This is a genomic window from Mycobacterium sp. 23 (assembly GCF_048287075.1).
In the GTDB taxonomy this organism is placed as follows: domain Bacteria; phylum Actinomycetota; class Actinomycetes; order Mycobacteriales; family Mycobacteriaceae; genus Mycobacterium; species Mycobacterium gordonae_B.
The window spans coordinates 6,074,913-6,096,902 of record NZ_JBLVUX010000005.1 but is presented as its reverse complement, the minus strand read 5'-3'; the positions used below and the strand labels follow the sequence as shown (position 1 = coordinate 6,096,902).

At 66.6% G+C, this 21,990-nt stretch carries 21 protein-coding genes; 14 read left to right on the top strand and 7 right to left on the bottom strand.

Going from position 1 to position 21,990, the window contains the following annotated elements; all coding sequences use genetic code 11:
- Nucleotides 1–183 precede the first annotated feature (183 nt).
- From ACNQS7_RS29250 to ACNQS7_RS29225, 6 genes are read left to right on the top strand one after another with little or no spacing between them, the layout of a single operon-like run.
- Complete coding sequence (locus ACNQS7_RS29250; RefSeq protein ID WP_310768665.1) at nt 184–858, top strand: HAD-IA family hydrolase; 675 nt, start codon at nt 184–186, stop codon at nt 856–858.
- A 41-nt stretch (nt 859–899) separates the two neighbouring features.
- Complete coding sequence (locus ACNQS7_RS29245) at nt 900–2,126, top strand: sedoheptulose 7-phosphate cyclase (RefSeq protein WP_418015287.1); 1,227 nt, start codon at nt 900–902, stop codon at nt 2,124–2,126.
- A gap of 26 nt (nt 2,127–2,152) precedes the next feature.
- Entirely contained in the window at nt 2,153–3,481 is a 1,329-nt protein-coding gene (locus ACNQS7_RS29240; protein ID WP_418015286.1) for an ATP-grasp domain-containing protein, read from the top strand.
- A complete protein-coding gene (locus ACNQS7_RS29235) occupies nt 3,482–4,543 on the top strand; it encodes a D-alanine--D-alanine ligase family protein (RefSeq protein ID WP_418015285.1) in 1,062 nt (353 codons plus the stop codon).
- Nucleotides 4,522–5,325, top strand: a complete 804-nt coding sequence (locus tag ACNQS7_RS29230; RefSeq protein WP_418015284.1) for a TauD/TfdA dioxygenase family protein — start codon at nt 4,522–4,524, stop codon at nt 5,323–5,325. Before ACNQS7_RS29235 ends, ACNQS7_RS29230 begins: the two co-directional genes overlap by 22 nt.
- 1 nt (nt 5,326) lies before the next feature.
- Nucleotides 5,327–6,568 carry a flavin monoamine oxidase family protein gene (locus ACNQS7_RS29225; RefSeq protein WP_418015283.1) on the top strand — a complete coding sequence of 414 codons (1,242 nt, stop codon included), beginning with the start codon at nt 5,327–5,329 and terminating at the stop codon, nt 6,566–6,568.
- On the opposite strand, the gene ACNQS7_RS29220 is transcribed toward ACNQS7_RS29225, so the two are convergent.
- On the bottom strand, nt 6,549–7,121 hold the full coding sequence (locus ACNQS7_RS29220; protein WP_310768681.1) for a TetR family transcriptional regulator: 573 nt from the start codon (nt 7,119–7,121) through the stop codon (nt 6,549–6,551). The genes ACNQS7_RS29225 and ACNQS7_RS29220 overlap by 20 nt on opposite strands.
- Nucleotides 7,122–7,185: 64 nt before the next feature.
- On the opposite strand from ACNQS7_RS29220, the gene ACNQS7_RS29215 reads away from it, so the two are divergent.
- On the top strand, nt 7,186–8,034 hold the full coding sequence (locus tag ACNQS7_RS29215; protein ID WP_418015282.1) for a lysophospholipid acyltransferase family protein: 849 nt from the start codon (nt 7,186–7,188) through the stop codon (nt 8,032–8,034).
- Nucleotide 8,035: 1 nt separating this feature from the next.
- Here the strand turns inward: ACNQS7_RS29215 and ACNQS7_RS29210 are convergent, their stop codons facing one another.
- Genes ACNQS7_RS29210 through ACNQS7_RS29200 form a run of 3 tightly spaced genes read right to left on the bottom strand, consistent with a single transcriptional unit; the run spans nt 8,036 to nt 10,715 of the window.
- The gene (locus ACNQS7_RS29210) at nt 8,036–8,827 is read right to left on the bottom strand and encodes an ABC transporter permease (protein ID WP_418015281.1); all 792 of its coding nucleotides are present in this window, start codon (nt 8,825–8,827) and stop codon (nt 8,036–8,038) included.
- Nucleotides 8,824–9,984 carry an ABC transporter substrate-binding protein gene (locus ACNQS7_RS29205; protein ID WP_418015280.1) on the bottom strand — a complete coding sequence of 387 codons (1,161 nt, stop codon included), beginning with the start codon at nt 9,982–9,984 and terminating at the stop codon, nt 8,824–8,826. Before ACNQS7_RS29205 ends, ACNQS7_RS29210 begins: the two co-directional genes overlap by 4 nt.
- A complete protein-coding gene (locus ACNQS7_RS29200) occupies nt 9,981–10,715 on the bottom strand; it encodes an ABC transporter ATP-binding protein (protein ID WP_418015279.1) in 735 nt (244 codons plus the stop codon). Before ACNQS7_RS29200 ends, ACNQS7_RS29205 begins: the two co-directional genes overlap by 4 nt.
- A gap of 438 nt (nt 10,716–11,153) precedes the next feature.
- Between ACNQS7_RS29200 and ACNQS7_RS29195 the strand changes: the two genes are divergently transcribed.
- Nucleotides 11,154–12,905 (top strand): DUF3556 domain-containing protein, encoded by a 1,752-nt coding sequence (locus tag ACNQS7_RS29195; protein ID WP_418015278.1) that lies wholly within the window; start codon nt 11,154–11,156, stop codon nt 12,903–12,905.
- Nucleotides 12,902–13,690: an SDR family NAD(P)-dependent oxidoreductase gene (locus ACNQS7_RS29190; protein WP_418015277.1), complete on the top strand. Its 789-nt coding sequence runs from the start codon at nt 12,902–12,904 to the stop codon at nt 13,688–13,690. Before ACNQS7_RS29195 ends, ACNQS7_RS29190 begins: the two co-directional genes overlap by 4 nt.
- Before the next feature lie 74 nt (nt 13,691–13,764).
- On the opposite strand, the gene ACNQS7_RS29185 is transcribed toward ACNQS7_RS29190, so the two are convergent.
- Nucleotides 13,765–13,992 carry a DUF3618 domain-containing protein gene (locus tag ACNQS7_RS29185; RefSeq protein WP_055577808.1) on the bottom strand — a complete coding sequence of 76 codons (228 nt, stop codon included), beginning with the start codon at nt 13,990–13,992 and terminating at the stop codon, nt 13,765–13,767.
- 80 nt (nt 13,993–14,072) lie between these two features.
- Here ACNQS7_RS29185 and bcp point away from each other — a divergent pair, with 80 nt between their 5' ends.
- The gene (bcp, locus tag ACNQS7_RS29180) at nt 14,073–14,546 is read left to right on the top strand and encodes a thioredoxin-dependent thiol peroxidase (RefSeq protein WP_055577807.1); all 474 of its coding nucleotides are present in this window, start codon (nt 14,073–14,075) and stop codon (nt 14,544–14,546) included.
- 56 nt (nt 14,547–14,602) lie between these two features.
- Entirely contained in the window at nt 14,603–14,974 is a 372-nt protein-coding gene (locus ACNQS7_RS29175; RefSeq protein WP_418015276.1) for a nuclear transport factor 2 family protein, read from the top strand.
- Here ACNQS7_RS29175 and ACNQS7_RS29170 read toward each other — a convergent pair.
- Together ACNQS7_RS29170 and ACNQS7_RS29165 are read right to left on the bottom strand one after the other, a co-directional pair.
- Complete coding sequence (locus ACNQS7_RS29170) at nt 14,967–16,295, bottom strand: dipeptidase (RefSeq protein WP_418015275.1); 1,329 nt, start codon at nt 16,293–16,295, stop codon at nt 14,967–14,969. The genes ACNQS7_RS29175 and ACNQS7_RS29170 overlap by 8 nt on opposite strands.
- 42 nt (nt 16,296–16,337) lie before the next feature.
- Complete coding sequence (locus ACNQS7_RS29165; RefSeq protein ID WP_418015274.1) at nt 16,338–17,807, bottom strand: PE family protein; 1,470 nt, start codon at nt 17,805–17,807, stop codon at nt 16,338–16,340.
- Between the two features lie 453 nt (nt 17,808–18,260).
- Between ACNQS7_RS29165 and macS the strand changes: the two genes are divergently transcribed.
- Genes macS through ACNQS7_RS29150 form a run of 3 tightly spaced genes read left to right on the top strand, consistent with a single transcriptional unit; the run spans nt 18,261 to nt 21,959 of the window.
- Nucleotides 18,261–19,391: a MacS family sensor histidine kinase gene (macS, locus tag ACNQS7_RS29160; RefSeq protein ID WP_418016198.1), complete on the top strand. Its 1,131-nt coding sequence runs from the start codon at nt 18,261–18,263 to the stop codon at nt 19,389–19,391.
- Nucleotides 19,384–20,040, top strand: a complete 657-nt coding sequence (locus tag ACNQS7_RS29155) for a response regulator (RefSeq protein ID WP_418015273.1) — start codon at nt 19,384–19,386, stop codon at nt 20,038–20,040. The genes macS and ACNQS7_RS29155 overlap by 8 nt, the downstream gene beginning before the upstream one ends.
- 59 nt (nt 20,041–20,099) lie before the next feature.
- Entirely contained in the window at nt 20,100–21,959 is a 1,860-nt protein-coding gene (locus tag ACNQS7_RS29150; protein ID WP_418015272.1) for a DUF2339 domain-containing protein, read from the top strand.
- Nucleotides 21,960–21,990 lie beyond the last annotated feature (31 nt).

The window sequence follows — 21,990 nt, the reverse complement described above, 5'->3', positions numbered from 1 at the left end:
GGGCCAGAAGTCTACTGAACAACCGGTCCCTCGTGCGTGACGCGAGGGCATCTCTGCATGTCGCAGGCTATGCGGTCTTGAACTGTATATCCACTATCCGCAGATCCAATCATTACTGTACGTTTAGATCAGTAGTGGACGGGGGAACCAACACAGCATTGCCCACTCGACTGAAGGAAACTCATGCCAGCTGTCCTCTTCGGATCCATCAGCACCCTGGCCGACACCTCGGAACTGCAGCGCCGCGCCTTCAACGAGGCATTCGCCGACTCCGGGCTCGACTGGGAGTGGTCACGGGACGACTACATCGCGATGCTGGGTTCCAACGGCGGCGCCCAGCGGATCCAGGATTACGCACAGTCCCGCGGACAGGACGTCGATGCGGCGGCCGTGCACACACTCAAATCGCAGATTTTCCAGCGTCTGCTCGGCGACTCGACGGTGACACCGCGCGCGGGAGTCGCCGCCACGATCGCTGAGGCGAAGAAGAACCAGCACAAGGTCGGCTTCGTGACCACCACCTCGCAGGCCAACATCGACGCGCTGTTGTCCGCGCTCGAGCCTGAGATCAGCGCCGAGACTTTCGATCTCATCGTCGACCGGGATTCAGTGTCAGCGGCGAAACCCAGCGCGGAGTCCTACGAGTTCGCGCTGGAGAAGCTCGGCGAAAGGGCCGAGAACGTCGTCGCGATCGAGGACAACGTGGGCGGCGTCGCGGCGGCCGTGCAAGCCGGTATCGCGTGCATCGCGTTTCCCAACGAGAACACCAGCAGAGCGGGCCAGGCCGAATTCACCGCTGCGATCCAGATCGTCGAATCACTGGAACCGGCAACGGTTCTCGGTCTCGCCACATCCTGACCCGCTCCCCAACGAGCCACCCCGCCCCGAGGAGGAGCACCGTGAGCAATCTTCAAGCCCGAGTGACGGCCGGCGACAGAGCCTTTCACGTCGAAGGATATGAACGAATCGAATACGACCTGCTCTACGTCGACGGCGTTTTCGCTCCGGACAACACCGAGCTCGCAGACAGCTACCGCCTGTACGGGCGCGCGCTGGCCGTGGTGGACGAGACCGTGCACGACATCTACGGCGAATCGATGCGGGCCTATTTCGACCACCACGGAATCGAACTCACCGTGATCCCGGTCCAGATCCGTGAGACGGCGAAATCGCTGGAGACCTACGAGCAGATCGTCAGCCGCTTCGACGCCTTCGGTCTGGTGCGCACCGAACCCGTGCTGGTCGTCGGCGGCGGACTGACCACCGACGTCGCCGGATTCGCTTGCGCCAGTTACCGGCGCAACACCCCCTACATCCGCATTCCGACCACGCTGATAGGTCTGATCGATGCCAGTGTGTCGATCAAGGTGGCCGTGAACCACGGCAAGCACAAAAACCGGTTGGGCGCCTACCACGCATCCGAGAAGGTTTTGCTGGACTTCTCATTCCTGAAAACGTTGCCCGACGATCAGGTGCGCAACGGCATGGCCGAGTTGATCAAGATCGCCGTGGTGGGCAACGCCGAGATCTTCGATCTGCTGGAACAACATGGCGCCGAGCTGCTGCGGACACGTTTCGGCCATCTCGACGGCACCCCGGAATTGCGATCTGTGGGCGACCGCCTGACCTATCAGGCGATCGCCACGATGCTCGACCTGGAGGCGCCGAACCTGCACGAGATCGACCTGGACCGGGTCATCGCGTTCGGCCACACGTGGAGTCCCACTTTGGAACTCACGCCGCCGACCCCGTTCTTTCACGGCCACGCCATCAACATCGACATGGCGTTGTCGACCACCCTCGCCGAGCAGCGCGGTCACCTGTCGGTCAGCGATCGCGATCGCATCCTGAGCGTGATGAGCGCGCTGGGTCTGGCTCTGGACAGTGAACACCTGACCGCGGAGCTGCTCGAGCGGGCGACGGCAGCCATCCTCAAGACACGCGATGGCCTGCTCCGCGCGGCGATACCGGACCCGATCGGCCGCTGCTGCTTCCTCAACGACGTCACCACCGGCGAGCTGGCCGATACGCTGTTGTTGCACAAGAAGATCTGCCTCGAGTTTCCCCGCGCCGGAGACGGTGTGGACGTGTTCGCGGTGCCGGCATCGGGGCCTGCGCGGCGGTGACGGCGACGCTGAACGCAGGCGCGCCCATGAGCGGTGTTCGGGTACACCGGATCTGGGACGCCGGGGCGGGCCGCACGGTGGCCGCACTCGCCGCTCTGTGCGCCACCCTTCCCGTGGACCTGGCAGTGGTGCTGGTTGCACTGCTGGTCGGTCGGCAACCTCCCCGCGGCCGCCTTCCGGCCGAGGCACGCCGAACCGTACTGCTCAATGGCGGGAAGATGACGAAGGCGCTGCAACTGGCGCGGTCGTTTCACCTGGCCGGGCATCGGGTGATACTCGTCGAATCCGCAAAATATCGCTGGACCGGGCACCGGTTTTCCCGTGCGGTGGACGCCTTCTACTGCGTGCCGGAACCGGGCACACCGGGCTATGCCCCGGCGCTGCTCAACATCGTCCGGTACGAGAACGTCGACGTCTACGTGCCGGTGTCCAGCCCGGCCGGGAGCGTCCCCGATGCCGTCGCCAGGGAACTGCTCGACGGCGCCTGTGACGTCGTCCATTCCGATGCCAAGACGGTGCAGCTGCTCGACGATAAGGACGAATTCGCCTCGACTGCGGCATCTTTGAGCCTGCAGGTGCCCGATTCGCACCGCATCACCGACGCCCGGCAAGTCGCGGATTTTCCGTTCCCACCCGGACGCAGCTACATCCTGAAACGCATCGCCTACAACCCGGTAGGACGGATGAACCTCACCCGGCTCTCCGCTGCGACGCCGGATCGCAATGCCGCCTACGCGCGATCCCTGTCGATCTCCGAGGACGACCCCTGGATACTGCAGGAATTCATCGAGGGACGCGAATATTGCACGCACGGCACCGCCCGAAGCGGGCGGCTCCAGGTCTACGGGTGCTGCGAGTCTTCGGCGGCCCAGGTCAACTACCGCAGCGTGGACAAGCCCGAAATCCGGCGGTGGGTCGAGACTTTCGTCAAGAACCTCAACCTGAGCGGGCAGGTGTCCTTCGATTTCATCGAGGCGCACGACGGTCAGGTGTACGCCATCGAATGCAATCCGCGGACCCACTCGGCGATCACCATGTTCCACGACCACCCCGACCTTGCCGCGGCCTACCTGAACGACGGGCATCCCCTCATCACGCCGAAGCACAACTCCCGTCCGACCTACTGGATCTATCACGAGCTGTGGCGTCTGCTGCGGCATCCGGGACGGCTTGGCAGGCTGGCGACCATCCTGCGGGGCACGGACGCGATCTTCACCGGGTGGGATCCGGTTCCTTATCTGATGGTGCACCATCTGCAGATTCCGGCTCTGTTGTGGGCCAATCTCCGTGTCGGAAAGGGTTGGAGCCGCATCGATTTCAATATCGGAAAGCTCGTCGAGAACGGTGGGGACTGAATGACCGCACCGCCCCGCGTCTCGGTCCTGCACCTCGTGGGGTCCGCGGTCGACGACTTCCATGCCGAGTTGTCCCGGCTCTATGCGCGCGCCTGCCTTGACGCGCTCGCTGCCGCCGACCGCTACGACGTTCTGCTGGCGTACGTGTCCCCCGACGGGTCATGGCGGTTTCCCGATGACCTCAGTGCCCGCGCGCTGAGTTCGGCCACGCCCTTGCCGGTCTCACAGGCGATCACGCGGCTTCGCGCGCTGCGGGTGGATGTCGTGGTACCGCAGATGTTCTGCCTGCCCGGCATGACCTCTTACCGCCGGTTGCTGAGCGCGCTGCGGCTGCCATACATCGGCAACGCGCCAGATGTGATGGAGATCGCGGCGGACAAGGCGACGACCCGGGCGATCGTCGCCGCAGCGGAAGTCGCGGTGCCCGCCGGTGAGATGGTGCGGGCCGGTGAACGCACCACCCTGCCGTTACCGGTGGTCGTCAAACCTGTCATGGCCGACAACTCGGTCGGTGTCTCACTCGTCGGCACGCAGGCCGAACTCGGTGGCGCGCTGGACCGGGCGCTGGCGCATGGCGAGTCGGCACTGGTGGAGTCCTACGTCGAGCTCGGCCGGGAAGTCCGGTGCGGCATCGTCGTCCGCGATGGCGAACTGGTGTGCCTACCGCTGGAAGAGTACGCGGTGCATGCCACGACCAAACCCATCCGGGACCACGCCGACAAATTGCGCCGCACCGACGACGGTGACCTCTACCTCGTCGCCAAGGACACCCGCCATGCTTGGATCGTCCCCACCGACGACCCGATCACCGAAGTGGTCTGGGAGGCGGCGCGACGCTGTCATCGGGCGCTGGGCTGCCGGCACTACAGCCTGTTCGACTTCCGCATCGACCCGGCCGGCAAGCCGTGGTTCCTCGAGGCCGGCCTTTACTGCTCCTTCGCTCCCACCAGCGTCATCGCCGTCATGGCGGCGGCGGCCGGCATGGACGTCACGGAGTTATTCGCCGATCAACTCCGCGAGATCGGCCTCGAAGGGGCGCCGTGCCTGACTACACGGCGCTGAAACCGCTGGGGGCCTTGATAACTGGTCTGTCAGTCACCGCTCTGACCGATCGCGACGTGTGTGAGTTGCGCGCGGTGCTTGCCCGCCGCGGTGTCGTCGTCCTGCCGGGCCAGGCCATCGACGACACTCAGTTCGTGGATTTCCTGCGACGTTTCGGTGAGATCGTGTTCACCGTCGGCGAATCGCCCGTGCCGGGATTCCCGGACCTCAACGTGGTCAGCAATGTGGGTCGCGACCGACCGCCCCGCTCGATCTTTCACACCGACACCAGCTACGTGCGAAATCCACCCGCCTACACCGCCTTACGCGCGGTCCGGGTTCCAAGCCGCGGCGGGCACACGCTGTTCACCGACCAGTACGCGGCCTACGAATCACTGCCCGGCCAAGTCCGCGACCGGCTCCACGGACGCACCATCACCCACATCATGACGGGACTGGACCTGGACGCCGACCAGGAGACGACGGCACAGCACCCCGTCTTTCTCGATCACCCCGAGTCCGGCCGGACGGCGCTGTACCTGTCAGCACCGCAGCGCTGCGCAGCGGTCAGCGGCATGTCGCCGGAGCTCGCGGCTGCGACCGTCGCCTTCCTGTTCCGCCACTCCACGCGGGCGGACAATGTCTACCGCCACGAATGGTCGGACGGTGATCTCGTGATGTGGGACAACCGCTGCGTGCTGCACTGCGCCGACCACAGCGGGGTGATCGGCGACCGCGTCATGCACCGGGGTATGGTCGCCGATCACCGGTCAGGTTCCAGTTCCGCCGAAAGGGTGAGCTGATATGGACGAAGTGGAAGTTCTGGTCATCGGCGCGGGGCTGGCCGGCCTGCGCTGTGCTGACGTGCTGGTGGCCGCCGGTCGCGACGTGCGGGTCTGGGAGGCCAAGAGCGCGGTCGGCGGCCGGATCCGTACCGACAACATCGACGGGTTCCGGTGCGACCGCGGCTTTCAGGTGCTCAATCCGGCGTACCCGGAGCTGCGAGAGGCGGTCGATCTGGCAAAACTGCGCCTGCAACCGTTCGGCGCCGGCGTCATGGTCCGCTCCGAAAAGGGTTCGCAGGTGTGGGTGCATCCGCTGCGCGCCCCCGGTCGGGTGCCCGCGATGTTGTCCTCGGGAGCGATCAGCCCGCGCGATGTGGTGGCCCTGGCGCGCTGGGCGGGGCCGGCCTTGCGGCCGAAACATCTCAAGGAACACAGCAATCGGGACATAACCCTCAGGGAGGCGCTGGATCGGGCCGGCCTGCGCGGCGAGGTGCGCAGGGTGGTGGACCGCTTCTTCGCGGGCGTCCTGCTCGAGACGACCGGGGCCACGTCCAACGCGTTCGCTTTACTGCTGGCACGGATGTTCGCCCTCGGCGTCCCCGCGCTGCCGGCCAACGGCATGCAGGCCCTGCCCGAGCAGTTGGCCGCTCGGATCGGTGATCGGATAGCGTTCGAGCACCGGGCATTTCGTATCGATCCCGACCTGAATGGATACCTCGTCCATGCGGAGGGTGTGCACGTCCAGGCGAAGCATGTGGTGGTTGCGACGGACGCGGTCGCGGCGGCGTGGCTGACCACCGAAACGGCACCGCAGATGCACGGGGTCGTGACCGACTGGTGGGAATCCGACCAGGCGGTGCCCGGGCCACCGATGCTCCGGGTGGACGGCCGCCGCAATCCCCCGGGGCCGGTGGTGAACACCGCGGTGATCAGTGCGGCCGCCCCGACGTACGCGCCGCCGGGACGGCACCTCGTCGCGGCGTCGGCGGTGGTTGAGCGGGACGGCGCCGTGCCGTCGGAAAGCGTCGTGCGTGAGCACGCCGCAGACATCATGCAAACCGACCCTCGCGGTTGGAAGCCGTTGACCAGACACGTGATTCCCAAGGCACTGCCCGCACAACACCCACCGTTGTGCGTGCGCCGACCGATCCGCACGTCGGCAGGGATATGGCTGTGCGGCGACCACCGCGACACCGCCTCGATTCAAGGCGCCCTGGTGAGCGGGCGCCGCACGGCCGAGGCTATTCTCGCGGCGCAATGATTCGCCGGGCCGCCTCCACGACGGCCGCGCGCCGTGCCGCCAGCATCTCGGGATCGGACGTCTGAGCGTCCGGGTGCGGTGACTGCGCCCAGGACAGTCCGACGCCGAACAACATCACCAGCAGTTCCATGGGCTGCCAGGTCGGGTCGACGTAGCCGGCGGCCTGAGCTTCCTCGATGGCGCGAATGTCGCGGGCCGGCACCGAATCCCACTCGTGCGCGGGCGGCGGATCGAGGGTCAGCCCCTCCAGGTTGGCCCAGGTGATCATGCGCAGATGCTCGGGCCGCCGACAGGCCAGGTCGAAGATGTCGCCGACGAAGTCGGGTACCGCCTCGGGCCGCAGGCTGACGGCGGCGAAGAACTCCGCACTGTCGGCGGCGACGACGCTGCGGAACAGGGTCTCCTTGTCCCTGAAATGCGCGTAGAGACGCTCCTTGCTGGCACTCGCCGCTCGGGCGATGCGGTCGATACGCGCACCGGCCAGCCCGAATTGAGCGAATTCCGATCGCGCGGCACCCAGGATCGTGTCGCGAAGTTCATCCGTGGTGCGCACCTCCACAAACTACCATACGAACTAGTTCGTTCGGTATAGTGAGCGGCGAACCAGAGGAGAGTCCATGACCGAAGCACGTGAAACCGTGATGAACCACCCCCGCCGGGTGCAGATCCTGAGTGAGGCACTGCAGAAGATCCAGGGCGGGATCCAACCCGTGGTCGACCTGTACCGGCCCTTTGTCAGCGGGCTGGACAAGCTGCCTACCGATGGCCGATTCCTTTTGGTGGGCAACCATACTCAACAGGCATTCGCAGAAATCCTGCTCGTTCCGCACTACGTGCGACGGGTGACGGGCACCCGGGTGCGGCCCTTGGCCGACCGCAAGTTCGGTGAGGCTAAAGGGTTGGGACGTGACCTCATCGCCGCCTATGGCGGCGTCGTCGGCGCCCCCGAGACCGCCCGCGAGCTGATGCGCCACAACGAGACGATCCTGGTGTTCCCGGGAGGGGGCCGCGAGATCGCGAAATTCAAGGGTGAGGAATACCGGCTGAACTGGCACGGCCGGTCCGGCTTCGCGCGCCTTGCCGCCGAACACGACTACCCCATCGTGCCGGTCGGACTGGTCGGCGGCGACGACGTCTACAAGAGCCTGGTCACGCGGGACAGCAGGCTGGGCCGTCTCAGCCAAGCCGTCAGCAAGAGGCTCAGCGGCGATGCCGACATGGCGATGCCCTTGATCAGAGGAATCGGCCCCACCCTCATCCCCCGCCCACAACGGATGTATCTGCGGTTCAGCGACCCGATCGACACCAGCAGACCAGCCCGGGTGCCGGCCGAGACCTGGGTGAGCACGGTCCGCGACAACACTCAGCGCGAACTCGAAGCCATACTCCGGGACCTGCTGGCGTTGCGGGCCGACGACCCGTTCCGGGAACTCAACCCGCTGGCGTGGTCGCGCGCGGTCGCGTGACCTACGCCGGGCGCGAGCCCGACAACGCCCGCCGCGCAGCGAGATCCAGCAGGTAGCCGATCACGCCGATCACCACGATCACCGCAACCACCTGTCCGTAGGCCAACTGGTCCCGGGCGTTGAGAATCTGGTAGCCGAGACCCGAACGCACACCCAGCATTTCGGCTGGGACCAACACCACCCAGGCGATACCCAACGCCACCCGCAGACCCGTCTGGAGGTGGCCGCGGATCGCGGGCAGCACGACGACGGTGAGTTGCTCGAGGCGGGTGGCGCCGAACGATTTGGCGACCTGCAGGTAGCCCGGGTCAATGGCGTGCACACCGGCTGCGGTGTTGATCAGGATTGGCCACACCGATGCCGCGGCGATCAGGAAGATCACCGGCTCGTTGCCGATCCCGAAGAGCGCCACCGAGATCGGCGCCCACGACAGCGGTGAGATCATCCGCAGGAATTGGACGACGGGACGGGTGGCGCGATCGGCGGTGTCGTTCAGCCCGATCAACAGCCCGGCGGGGATGCCGATCACGGCGCCGACTAGCAACCCGACCAGCAGCCGCCACAGGCTCACCCCGCTGTCGGGTAGCAGCACGCCGCGGTTGAACAGATCAGCCAGGGACTTGACCACTTTCACCGGCGTCGTTTCGCGGAGCAGGGACTGCGGCGGGGCCAGCGCGGCGGTCGCCAGCCACCACGCCCCGACTGCGGACGCGATGGCCAGGGCGGGCGGCCACCACTGCCGTGCTGGCCCCGCCGGCGCCGGCGCTTCGGCTGTCGAGGTGTTCAGAGTCATTGCGGCTGCACCTGTTCGGTTCGGGTCAGATCTGCGGGGATTCCGAAGGTTGCGGGTCCGCCGTGCGCTACCAGCGCGCTCCGCACGAATGTGTCGTCGACCAGTTCGGAATGCACCGACACCGGATCGATCCGGTCCAGGAAGGCGCGGTCGCCGTCGACGACGGTGTCATGCATGGCCTCGACGAGGCGGCGGGTGAAGCTCGGGAAGGGAAACGGCTGATACCCCAACCGCTGTGGCTGCCAGTCGGGGTGCGCGAAGCGGTAGTCCTGGGAGCGGTAGGTCAGCGCGGTCTTGATGGCCGGCTGAGGTTGCGGCAGGTAGGCACCGTTCGACAGCGCCACGGCTGCCGCGGGCCGATCCGCGTTGATGTGCTGCTGGGCCGCCACAATCGAATTGACGAGTGACGCAGCGGCGTCCGGCCGGTGCTCGATCAGGTCCTGGTGGGCCAGCACCACGCAGCAGGCGTGGTCACGCCACACGTCACCCAGGAAGGTGTGGATGCGCCCGATCTTGCGGACCTGCGCCATGGCGTTGAACGGGTCGGCCACGACGTAGCCGCTGATCGACCGGTTCGCCAACGCCGGCACCATGTCCGAGGGACTCATGACGATCAGCTCGACCGTGCGCGCGCTTCGAGAGGCGCTGCGGCGCACCACCGGTGTCAGGTCGTGGGCGCGCAGCAGTTGCTGAAGGATGATGTTGTGGATCGACCACCAGAACGGGATCCCCACCTGCGTGCCGGCGAGTTGCCCGAGATCGCTGATGCCGGGCGCGACCGTCAGGGCTGACCCGTTGGTGTGGTTCCAGCTCAGTACCCGCACCGGGCTGCGCAGCAGGAAGCGCAGTTGGATAGCGGTGGGCATCAGCATGTGGACCGCGTCCACCTGACGCGTGACGAACGCTTCGGCGAGCGAGGCCCAGCTGCGGAACAGCACCGGTTTGGCCGAACTCACCACACCCGGTTGATAGAGGCCGGCAGCGTGCGCGATCAACAGGGGCGCCGCGTCGGTGATGGGCAGATACCCGATTCGCAATTGCCCGCTGGTGTTGGTGCGGTCGATGCTCGCGGCGTGGGCGAGGTCGGCGATTCCGGCCAGCCCGCCGGCCGCGACCGCGCCGATCAGCAGACGGCGCCGGGTGAACAGTGCGGTCACTGTTCGACCGGGCGGTACTGGTCCAGGATCTCTTGTCGCAGTTGATCGTCGCCGGTGCGGACCGCGGCGGTGACGGCCGGTTGCCACTCGCGGCGAATCCTGCCGTCAGGTCCCAGCAGCACGACGCGGCCGGCCAGCAGCAGGGCTTCGTCGACATCGTGGGTGACCAGCACCACGGTCACTCCCAGCTCGGCAGCCAGGACGGCCAGCCAGGATTGCAGGTCCGCCCGGATCGCGGGGTCCAGGGCGCTGAACGGCTCGTCGAGCAGCAACAATCGCGGCCGGGTGGCCACCGCGCGGATGATCGCCACCCGCTGCGCCTGGCCGCCGGACAGCTGATCGGGGTAGCGGTCGGCCACCCGTTGCAGGTCGAAACGTTGCAGAAGTTCCTGGGCGTATCCCGGCTGAAATGTCGCTTTGTTGGCGGCGAATCGCCCGGCGATCGTCACGTTCTCGCCGGCGGTCAACCACGGCAACAGCAGGGGTTGCTGGAAAACCACGCCGGTGTGGGGTCGCGCCACACCGTTGGCGCTGGACCACTCGACGGTGCCCGCGGTGAGCGTCTCCAGCCCGGCGATGACCCGCAGCAGGGTGGACTTGCCGCTGCCGCTACGCCCGAGAATCGCCAGGAAGTCGCCGTCGTCGATGGTCAGGTTGATGCCGTTGAGGGCATGACTGTCGGCATCAAAGCGCTTGTGGCCACCGACTATTCGTACAGTGGCAGTTCCCACGTTCGCGTTCCTCTCGGCAGACCTGTGTGGCCCACCTTTCCCGGTCTCGCCGCCGGTTGTCCAAGCGGTTTGGCGCACCGGTGAGGGCGGCGCGGTGGACAGCCGCGCAGCGGTACCGTCTAACGCGTGCTGGTCCAGCGGACCTGAATAGTGCTGTCGCTCAACAGTACTCACCATCCAAGACGGTGACACCACGCGGTCGCTCCCCGGCGGCGCCGGGCGGCCCGGCGAGATGGGATCGCGCTGATCGCAACCGGCCCGCGGAACCGGCAGATTCTGTCCCGGTGAGTCGACGCAGGTCTGTTGCAGCACCCGCGTCGCAGGTAGTTTTTTCTCGGGCCCGACCCTCGCTCGCGAGCGTCCCCAAATTGCCGGCCACGGCGGCGTGTCGTTGGCAACGTGCGGGCGCTCGTGCGCACACAGTTCGAAGGAGCAGCAATGGGGTTCATCCAGCCGAACCTGCCCGTCGTCGAGACAGCCGAATGGAGCAAACTTCCGCGGGCCCGCCGCGTGATCCCGATGATGCAGCACATCGCCGCCAACGGCTTCGGCACTCCGCTGATCATGCACGTGATGTACGGCGTGAAGATCGGGCTCTACATCCTGGGGGCCTGGGTATTCGCCTGGACCACAACGGGCATCGGCGGCTTCACCGACGTCGCCTCGTGGTGGACCGAGCCGATCGTCTTCCAGAAGGCCGTGCTCTACACGATGCTGTTCGAAGTCGTCGGCCTGGGCTGCTGCTTCGGGCCGTTGGCCGGGCGGTATTTCCCGCCTATCGGATCCGCCTTGTACTGGCTGCGCCCCGGGACTATCCGGCTGCCGCCATGGCCCGGACGGGTACCGCTGACCAGGGGCACCAACAGGACCCCTTTCGAGGCTCTGCTCTACGCAGCCCTGCTGGTATTGCTCGTCACCGCGCTGGTCTCCGACGGCACCGGGCCGATTCCGGCGCTCGGCACGACGATCGGAGTGCTGCCCTGGTGGCAACCGGTGGCGATCCTCGCGGTCCTGGCCGTGGTCAGCCTGCGCGACAAGATCATCTTCCTGGCCGCCCGCGGCGAGGTTTATGCGCCACTGACGGTGGCTTTCCTGTTCTCCGGGACCGACATCGTCGTCGGGGTCAAGGTGGTCTTCATGGTCATCTGGCTCGGGGCGGCCACGTCAAAGCTGAACAGGCACTTTCCCTTTGTGATCTCCACCATGCTGGCGAACAACCCGTTCATCCCGTCGGGATTCCTCAAGCGGTCACTGTTCAAGCGATACCCGGATGACTTGCGGCCCAGTGCATTGTCGGGTTTCATTGCGCACTTCTCCACCGCGATCGAGGGTTTGGTGCCGCTGGTACTGCTCTTTTCACACGGTGGATGGCCCACGGCCATCGCCGCATTCGTCATGATCGTGTTCCACCTGAACATTCTGCTGGCCTTCCCGATGGGGGTTCCGCTGGAGTGGAACGTCTTCATGATGTTCGGAGTGCTGTGGCTGTTCGTCGCGCACGCGGGTATCGGCCTGTCCGACGTGCATCAGCCGGTGTTGGTGGCGCTGTTGTTCGCGGTGGTCGCCGGCACCGTCGTCGTCGGAAACCTGTTCCCCCGCAGAGTTTCCTTCCTGCCGGGCATGCGGTACTACGCCGGAAACTGGGACACCACGGTGTGGTGCGTCAAGCCGTCGGCCGACGAAAAAATCCGTATCGGCTCGCGAGCGCTCGGCCCGATGCAGCATCTGCAGCTCGAGCGGTTGTACAAGAGCAAAGAGGCCACGCTGGTTCCCATTCACCTCGCGTACGCATTCCGCGGGATGAACACGCACGGGCGCGCCCTGTTCACCCTCGCGCACCGGGCGCTGTCCGGATACGACGAGGACGACTACAACCTGTGTGAGGGCGAGGTGTTGTGCGCCATGGTGCTGGGCTGGAACTTCGGCGACGGGCATCTGCACAACGAGTGCCTGATAGAGGCGCTGCAGGAGCGGTGCGGATTCGAACCGGGCGAGGTGCGCGTGGTGATTCTGGACTCACAGCCCATTCAGACGCAACGGCAGGAGTACCGGCTCGTCGACGCCGCGACGGGCGAGTTCGAGCGCGGCTATGTGAAGGTCGCCGATATGGCCGACGCCCAGCCCTGGGACGACGACATCCCGATCCACGTCACCAGCCAGACGCCGGGCAGGAAAGGCCTGCCCGCATGACGACCGCGCTGATCACCGGCGCCTCGACCGGCCTGGGTCGGGAGCTGGCCCGCCTCTTCGCGCGCGACGGTATCGATGTGGTGGTGGTGTCCAGCGAACGCAGCGCGGCGCAATTGGGCGAGTTGGCCGGGGATTTGCGGGCACGCCACGGCGTCCGCGCCGACCCGATCACGATGGACCTGGCGGCGCCGGGTGCCGGAGCCGACCTGGTCGCGCGCGTCGACGACCTCGGCGTCGACGTCGAGTACCTGGTCAACAACGCCGGGGTGGGAATCCTCGGTCTGAAGATCCAGGAGTCCGATCCGGTTGCCGTCTCGAAGATGGTCCAGCTGAACGTGGTGACGCTGACCGACCTGACGACGCTGTATGCCGCCCGCATGGTCAAAGCCGGCCATGGCGCGATTCTGAACGTCAGCTCGGTCGCCGCCTACATCATCCCGCACGGTCTGGAGGCGGGTTACGCCGCCAGCAAGGCCTACGTCAGAAGCTTCTCGGAGGCGGTCGCCGACGATCTGCGCGGCACGGGCGTGACGTGCACGCATCTGGCGCCCGGCCCGACCCGCACCGAGTTCGGGCACACCGCCGGCGTCGGGGAGTGGTCGAGGCTGGACCGTTTCATCGCGGACTGTGCCCCGGTGGCCGAGGCGGGCTATGCGGCGATGCGGGCAGGCCAGGTCACGGTGATGCCCGGGTTCGGGACCAAAGTGATGCGGGTGGCCTCGACGCTGTCGCCGTCGCGGCGGCTGAAGGCCGCGGTGTCCGGCTACTTCGTGACGCGCAACTGAGGTGCCGCGAGCGTGAAGCTGGTCGCGCGTTCGGCGTCGAGCGTGAAGCTGGCTTCACAATCGCGCAAGGAGGGTCAGCGCTTCCGGATCCGGTAGATCACCACCACGACGGCGGCCGCGCCGATCCCGGTCAGCGACACCGTCACGATGGGCTTGTTCAGGAACTCGATGACCTTGGCCTTGACGTCGTCGGCGAGGCGGCGAGGGTTGGCCCGCTCAGCAAGCGAGTCGACGGTTGCTGCCAGCTGCTCGCGGGCCTGGTCGATCTCCTGCTTGATGGTGTCGGGATCGCGGTCCGCCACGTGTCTGTCCTCCAAGTCAGGCTGATGCACTGAGGAACTACCCTAGTGCCGACGCTTCGGCGACAAGAAAGGGATGCACCTTGACCGAGACCACGCGGCTGGCGCCAGGCGATAAGGCGCCCGCCTTCAACCTGCCCGACGCCGACGGCAACACCGTGAAGCTCTCCGACTACAAGGGACGCCGGGTCGTCGTGTACTTCTACCCGGCCGCCTCCACACCCGGTTGCACCAAACAGGCCTGCGACTTCCGCGACAGCCTGGCCGAACTCAACGAGGCCGGCATCGACGTGGTCGGGATCTCCCCCGACAAGCCGGAGAAGCTGGCGAAGTTCCGCGACGCCGAGGGGCTGACGTTCCCGCTGCTGTCCGACCCGGAGCGCAAGGTGCTGACGGCATACGGCGCCTTCGGCGAGAAGCAGATGTACGGCAAGACGGTGACCGGGGTCATCCGCTCGACGTTCGTGGTGGACGAGAAGGGCAAGATCGCGGTCGCGCAGTACAACGTCAAGGCGACCGGGCACGTGGCCAAGTTGCGGCGGGATCTGTCGGTCTGACCCGGCGGGGCACCCGCCAGTGGAATGAAATCGGACTGCAGTCCGTTTAGCCCGGCATGACGACTGACGAGCGCGTGATCGAGCTTCTCCAACGAAATCTGACCGACGTGTTCGGCGAAGGCGACGCAGCCCGCCGGCGCGCCGCCGTCGACGAGTTGTACACCGGAGATTGCGTGCTCTACGTTCCCGGCGATGTCCTCGTCGGACGTGACGCAGTGGACCGCTTCGCCGGGGACCTCCGCGCCAGTCACCCGGACTTCGTCTATACCCACCGCGGAGAGCCGCAGGCCCTGCACAACGGAGGAATTTTTGCCTGGGGGTCCGGACCGCAGGGCGAGGCTCCCGCATACACCGGCCTCGACGTCGTGGTTGTGCGGGACGACAAGATCGCGACCCTCTACGTCTACCTCAACCCGAAACTCACGTAGCAAGATTCGCCAGCAACAGCGCCTCCGTTATCGCAGCGCGTTCCAGCACGCCGAGATCCAGGCTTTCGTTGATGCTGTGTGCTTGTGTCGCCGGGTCTTCCACGCCGGTGACCAGGATCTTGGCGTGCGGAAACGCCTTGGCGAACTCGGCGATGAACGGGATTGACCCGCCCAGGCCCATGTCGATCGCGTCCACGCCCCAGGCCTGTCGGAATGCCGCGCGTGCGGCGTCGTACACCGGCCCACTCGCGTCGATCTCATACGGCTGACCTGCGTCGCCGCGGACGACGCTGACCTGAGCACCCCAGGGGGCGTGCTGCTTTAGGTGAGCTTCCACTGCGTCCAGGTGCTGCACCGCATCACCACCGGGAGCCACCCGAATGCTGACCTTCGCCCGCGCCCGCGGGATCAGGGTGTTCGACGCCGCGGCCACCGGCGTCGTGTCGATCCCGATCACCGTGATCGCCGGCTTGGCCCACAGCCGCTGCGGCACCGAGCCGCAGCCGATCTCGGTCACCCCGTCCAGCAAACCCGACTCCCGCCGGACCCGGTCCGGCGGATATTCGACATCGGCCGCCTTACTCTCGTGCAACCCTTGCACCGCGACGTTGCCGTCGTCGTCGTGCAGGCTGGCCAGCAGCCGTACCAGCACGCTCAGCGCATCGGGGACCACGCCGCCCCACAGTCCGGAGTGCAGGCCGTGATCCAGCGTGGCCACCTCGACGACGCAATCGGCCATCCCTCGCAGCGACACCGTCAACGCCGGAATCTCGGTGCTCCAATTGTCGGAATCGGCGATCACGATCACGTCTGCGGCCAGCTCGTCGCGATGAGCCGCCAGAAACTGGCCCAACGTCGGCGAGCCCGATTCTTCCTCGCCCTCGACGAACACGGTCACGCCGACCGGCGGCCGGCCACCGTGCGCCCGGAAGGCAGCCAAATGTGTTGCAATGCCGGCTTTGTCGTCGGCGGTGCCCCTGCCGTACAGGCGCCCCTCACGCTCGGTCGGCGCGAAGGGCGGCGAGTGCCACTGGCGGCGGTCGCCCTCGGGTTGCACGTCGTGGTGGGCGTACAGCAGGACGGTGGGCGCTCCCGCCGGCGCCGGGTAATGCGCGATGACGGCGGGAGCACCGCCCTCGCTGACGATCCGGACGTCGTCAAAACCTGCCTGCGACAACAGGTCCGACACCAGTTGCGCGCTACGATGCACCTCATCGCGACGATCCGGGTCGGCCCACACCGATTCGATCCGCACCAGATCCTCGAGATCGCGCCGTACCGAAGGCAACACCTCGCGTACCCGCTCAACCAGATCAGTCATGGGTTCGAGGCTAGCCAAGCCCAGCACGGCCCGCCGCAACGCCTAAAGCGCCGGCGGTAGGGCCCCGATGGCCTGCGCGAATTGTTCGGGCAGGTAGGTCAGCAGGCCCGGGATGATGCCGCCGAACTCGGCGCCACCGAGCGGGAACGGCACGCCCGGCGTTATGTCTGTGACGAGTTCGCCGCCCTGCAGCGGGGTCAGAATTCCGCCCAGCGGCAAATACGTCGTCGAATTGAGAACCCCGCTACCGCCCGGGAAACTAACCCCCGCATTCAGCGGCAGCATGGTCTGCCCGTTGAGGAAACCGTTGGCGACGGTTGCGGGGGCACCGAGGATTGCCGCCGCCGCTCCCGCGACATCGCCGGTCTGCATCGCCGAGGTCAACGAGGCCAGGCTGGATTGCACCGCATCGCCGGTGGTGAGCACCGGACCGATCGCATCGAGCGCCAGAACGACGGGCAACCCGACATGCAGAGGGATTGGCAGGCTGCTCACGCCGAGATTTATCCACTGCGACGTGTCGGTGGCCGTGTCGATGAGGTTGGTGAAGTTCTGAGAGATCAGCGCCGGAATCGACCCGGTCGGCAGCAGGCTGGTGAAGTTCTGTGCCATCTGTCCGGGAATGGAAAAGATCGGGGTCAGATCGCCGAAGGCACCCGTCGCCGCGACGTTGACGAAGCCGGTGTCGAAGTCGAGTTCGCTGCTGAAGCCGGTCAGGAACAAGTTCACGAAGCCGGTCGAGACGTCGTCCACCGCGCCCTGAAAATCACCTGCCTGCAGGGCCTGGCCAGCAGCTTGAAAACTGGCCGGCAACCCCTGTATGCCGGTCATGAAGTCTTTGCCGGCAGCCTGGAGCGAGGTCGCAATCGTGTTGAAATAGCCGATTTGGTTATTGACCACCCACTGCGCCAGAGCACCGGGCTGAAAATTCGTTATGGCCTGTACGCCGTTTTGAATGGAGAGCGGAAAATTGGCTAGCGCGACGGGAAGATTTTGCACTGCATCGGCCACCGCGGCCGCTGCCGTCTGCAGGTAACCGCCCTGATTTGCGATTAACTGGCGTAGGAACGGCAGCGGATTGGCCGAGATCGCGGTACCCAGACTCTGCAGGTTGGCGGCGGTGTTCGCGAACAGCGTCTGATAGGGCGCCGCGACAGCGCTGGCGAATGCCACCAGTCCCTCCACGGGCGACGTCGCCGCACCGGCCGCGGAGCCGGCGAGCAGCGCCGCGGCGGTCGCTTCGGTACTGGCGTACTGCGCGGCGCCGGAGCTCAGCAGACTCATAAACTCGTTGTGGAACAGCGCTGCCCGCGTAGTCAGTGCCTGAAAGTCCCTGCCATGAACACCGAACAATTGAGCGATCGCCGCCGAAACCTCGTCAGCCCCGGCAGGCAACACCGACGTTGTCGAGGCCGCCGCGGACGCGGTCGCCTCCCCCAGGGCTGCTTGGATGCCGGACAAGTCGTCGGCCGCCGCCTCAACCAACTCCGGTACGGCGATCAGAAATGACATCTACGTCTCCTTTGATTAGCTGAGGCAAGTGACCAGCGGTCGCTGCACGAAGATGAATTTAATATGAGATCGCGGGGTGTCAGTAACTCTCAGCCAATTGACAGCAAGCTGTACTTAAGCAACAAGAATATTTTTCGGGCAGGAAATTTCGCCCCTCAGGGAAACCACCGAGGGTCACGATATGCACGAACTGAGCTCACTGTTCCGCGAGCGAGCGGAGTTAGCTGGGAACCACTCCCGCCGATCTGATCAACTGGTCAGCGCGCCGCCCCCGGCGTGACTCGCAGACCGACTCCTCGAGCGAAACCCCACTTAACCTACCGCTGAGTAACATTGGCAGGCTAACCGCTGTTCCATGCGTGCGCAATAGGCGTCGGCGGAAGCAACCACATGTCCAACAGCCCACCGAAGCAGATCGGTCAGGCCTCCGGCGCTGGCTATGCTGAGCCCGTAATGGCGATCACCGGCCCTGACCCGACGACACCGCTGTGGCGGGCGGCACAGCTGTTCCGGCTGCTGAGCTGCCTATACGCGTTGGGTTTTCATGTCGCCGTCAGCTCTGATCTGCGCCATCCCGCGCTGGGCTGGGCCTTGTTCGCGGTGCTCATCGGCTGGAGCGCGGCCTGCGCCTTCGCCTACCTGCAAGGTTTCGGACGGCGACCGGCCTGGGTGATCGCCGAACTCGTCGTGGTGGTGGTCCTCATGCTGTCCACCGAGGTGATCGCCTCCGGGCAGTGGGCGCACAACAATCAGACCTGGCCGACGACCCTGTGGGCCAGCAACGCCACGATCTCGGCGGCTCTGCAGTTCGGTCCCACCGGCGGCATGTTGACCGGCGTGGCGGTCACCGCCGCCAGCGAATTCGTCAAGGGCTATATCAACGTCAACCTGGGGCGGAACGCCACCATCATCGTCGAGTTGGCGGCCGGCCTCGCGGTGGGGCTGGCGGCTAGCACGGCCCGGCGCGCGCATGACGAACTGCGGCGCGCCGCCCGCTTGTCGGCAGCGGTGGAGGAACGCGAGCGATTGTCGCGGCAGGTGCACGACGGTGTCATCCAGGTGCTGGCGCTGGTTGCCAAACGGGGTCACGAAATCGGTGGCGACGCAGCCGAACTCGCCACCCTCGCCAGGGAACAGGAACGGGCGCTGCGTAGTTGGGTGACCTCCACCGAGATGGAATCCGACACCGACGAGACCGTGGATGTTCGCGCCCTGCTCCGCCGCCGGGAAGGCGAGCGCGTCTCGATGAGCCTGCCGGGCACCGCTGTTCTGATGGACGGCGGTGTCGCCACCGAATTGGACGCCGCGGTGGGCAATGCCCTGGACAACGTGCGCGCCCACGCCGGTCCGCAGGCGCGCGCCTTCGTGCTCCTGGAGGACCTGGGCGATTCGGTCACGGTGAGCATCCGCGACGACGGCGTCGGCATCGCCCCCGGCCGCCTGCAGGAAGCGGTCGGCCAAGGACACGTCGGAATTTCGAAGTCGATTGTGGGACGGTTGATGTCGTTGGGTGGCAGCGCTGAGCTGCACACCAGCCCGGGAGAGGGAACGGAATGGGAATTGAGCGTGCCCCGTCATGACTGAGACGGCCGAACCGACGGTGATGGTCGTCGACGACCACCCGATCTGGCGCGACGCGGTGGCGCGCGATCTGGCCGACGACGGCTTCAATGTGGTCGCTACCGCCGACGGCGTCGCGTCCGCTCGGCGGCGGGCAGCGGTGGTGAAGCCGGATGTGGTGGTGATGGACATGCGCCTGGCCGACGGTGACGGCGTTGAGGCGACGATGCAGGTGCTCGAGGTTTCGCCGTCCACCAAGGTGCTGGTGCTCTCGGCCTCCGATGAACGCGACGACGTGCTGGAAGCGGTCAAGGCCGGGGCGGCCGGTTATCTGGTCAAGAGCGCGTCCAAGGCCGAGCTGGCCGATGCGGTGCGGGCCACCGCGGCCGGGCGCGCAGTCTTCACGCCGAGTCTGGCCGGGCTGGTGCTCGGCGAGTACCGGCGTATCGCGACGAGCCCAAACACCGGCCCGGCCACGCCGAGTCTCACCGAACGCGAGACCGAGGTATTGCGGTTTGTCGCAAAAGGGTTGTCCGCCAAGCAAATTGCCGAGCGTCTCTCGTTGAGCCACCGGACCGTGGAAAACCATGTGCAGGCAACCTTCCGCAAGCTGCAGGTCGCCAACCGGGTCGAACTGACGCGCTACGCGATCGAGCACGGGCTCGACCAATAGCGCCATTCAGGTAGTCCTACTCATCCGGTCGCGCCGCGGTCCCGGCAGGGTGGGTCACCATGACCGAATCGCATCAGGCTGTGATCAGCCGGCTTTCGCACGAGTTCGACGCCCTGGCCCGGCAAATGTCCCGGGTCTCGGGTGAACTCATGGAGTTGGACAGATTGCTTGTCGCCACCGAGGCCCGTCCCACACCGCGGCCGGCGCCCGTCTTCGTACCGCCACCGCCCGTCGCCCCGCAGCCGCCCGTCGCCCCGACACCTCAGCCGCAGACACCTCAGCAGCAGGCCGCATCGTATTGGCAGAACTACTGGCAGTACTGGCAGCCGGCGGCCGTCGCGCCGGCGGCGCCCCGACCTCATCCCCGATCCACACCGAGGCCTGACGCGACCCCTCCCCCACAGGGCCCGGAAACAGTGTCCGAACAGGGCGAGTCGAGCTGGATCGGCAAGCTGCTCGCCGTCGCCGGCGTCGCCGTGACGCTGATCGGTGTCGTGCTGTTGCTGGTGCTGGCCGCGCAGGCCGGTCTGCTTCGCCCGGAGATCCGGGTAGCCGGTGGAATGGCATTGGCGGGCGTACTGGTCGGCGCGGCGATCCGGTTGTGCGGCCGGCCCGGCGGCCGTATTGGCGCAATTGCGTTGGCGGCCACGGGTATTGCCACCGCCTACCTGGACGTCATTGCCGTCGTGACCATCTACAGGTGGGTTGCCGCGCCGGTCGGGCTGGTCCTGGCCGCCATCGTGGGCGGCGCCGGGCTGGCGCTGGCCCGCCGCTGGGACTCCGAACACCTCGCCCTGCTGGTGTTGGTGCCGCTGATCGTGCTGGCTCCGGAGATCACCCACGGGGTGGACCTGTTGCTGATCAGCTTCATGCTCGCCCTGTCCGCCGCTGCGCTGCCGGTGCAGTTGGGCAAGGACTGGGCGTGGATGCACGCTGCCCGGATCGCGGCGGTCACACTGCCGCTACTGGTCGCGTTGCCGGCAGCCGGCCCGCACGACAACGCGTGGCTGCTGGGCGGTGCCTGCGCCGTGGCCGCGATCCTGGCGATCGCCGGCGGTCTCGTGCTGCTGCCGGCCACCAGGAATCCCGGCACACTGGCGCTGCTGACCTCCGTCGGCACCGCCCCGGTACTGGCCAGTGCAGTATCGATGAATCGTGTGCTGACCGCCACTCTGGCCGCTGCTCTGGCGATGGGTATGTTGGCGGCCGCGCTGCTCGGCCGGCGCCCCCGCATCGTCACCCAGATCTGGCTGGTGTGGTCGGCAATCTCGGCGCTGGTGGCCCTCAGCGTCGCCTGCGCCGGCTACGTCGAAGGCCCGATGCTGTTGGCGCTGGCCATCGTCACCGCCATCGTGGGCCGTCGGGACACCGTAGCCCGCTGGATTGCGTTGGGATTCGGCATCATCGGCTGCGGACTGTTCTACAGCTACGCGCCGCTGCAGATGATGCTGCGGGCCACCGCAATTCCGACCTCAGTGGCGGTGTCGACGTTGGCCGCCAGCCTGCTCGTCATCGCCTTCGCCGTGGTGATGACCCGGGCGTGGCTCGAGTCCGAGGCCGCCGGGTTGCTGGTGGCCTCGGCCGCAGCGCTGGTCGTCTACGCCGTCACGGCTTTCACGGTGACCGCCGGCGTCGTCATCGGTGGCACCGGCGGCGGATTCCTGGCCGGTCACATGGCTGCCACCATCTGCTGGATCGCCATGGCGGCAGGCCTTTTCGTCCACGCGCTGCGCAGCGAGCGGGAGCGTCGCACCGAGTCGATCACCGCCGGCCTGGCACTGACCGCGGCGGCCACAGGGAAGCTGTTCCTGTTCGACCTCGCCACCCTGGACGGCATCTTCCGGGTCGCCGCGTTCATCATCGTGGGTCTGGTCCTGCTGAGCATGGGCGCCGGCTACGCCCGCAGCCTGGCGCGGTAGACCCCCCGCGAGCAGACGCAAAATCGCGTTG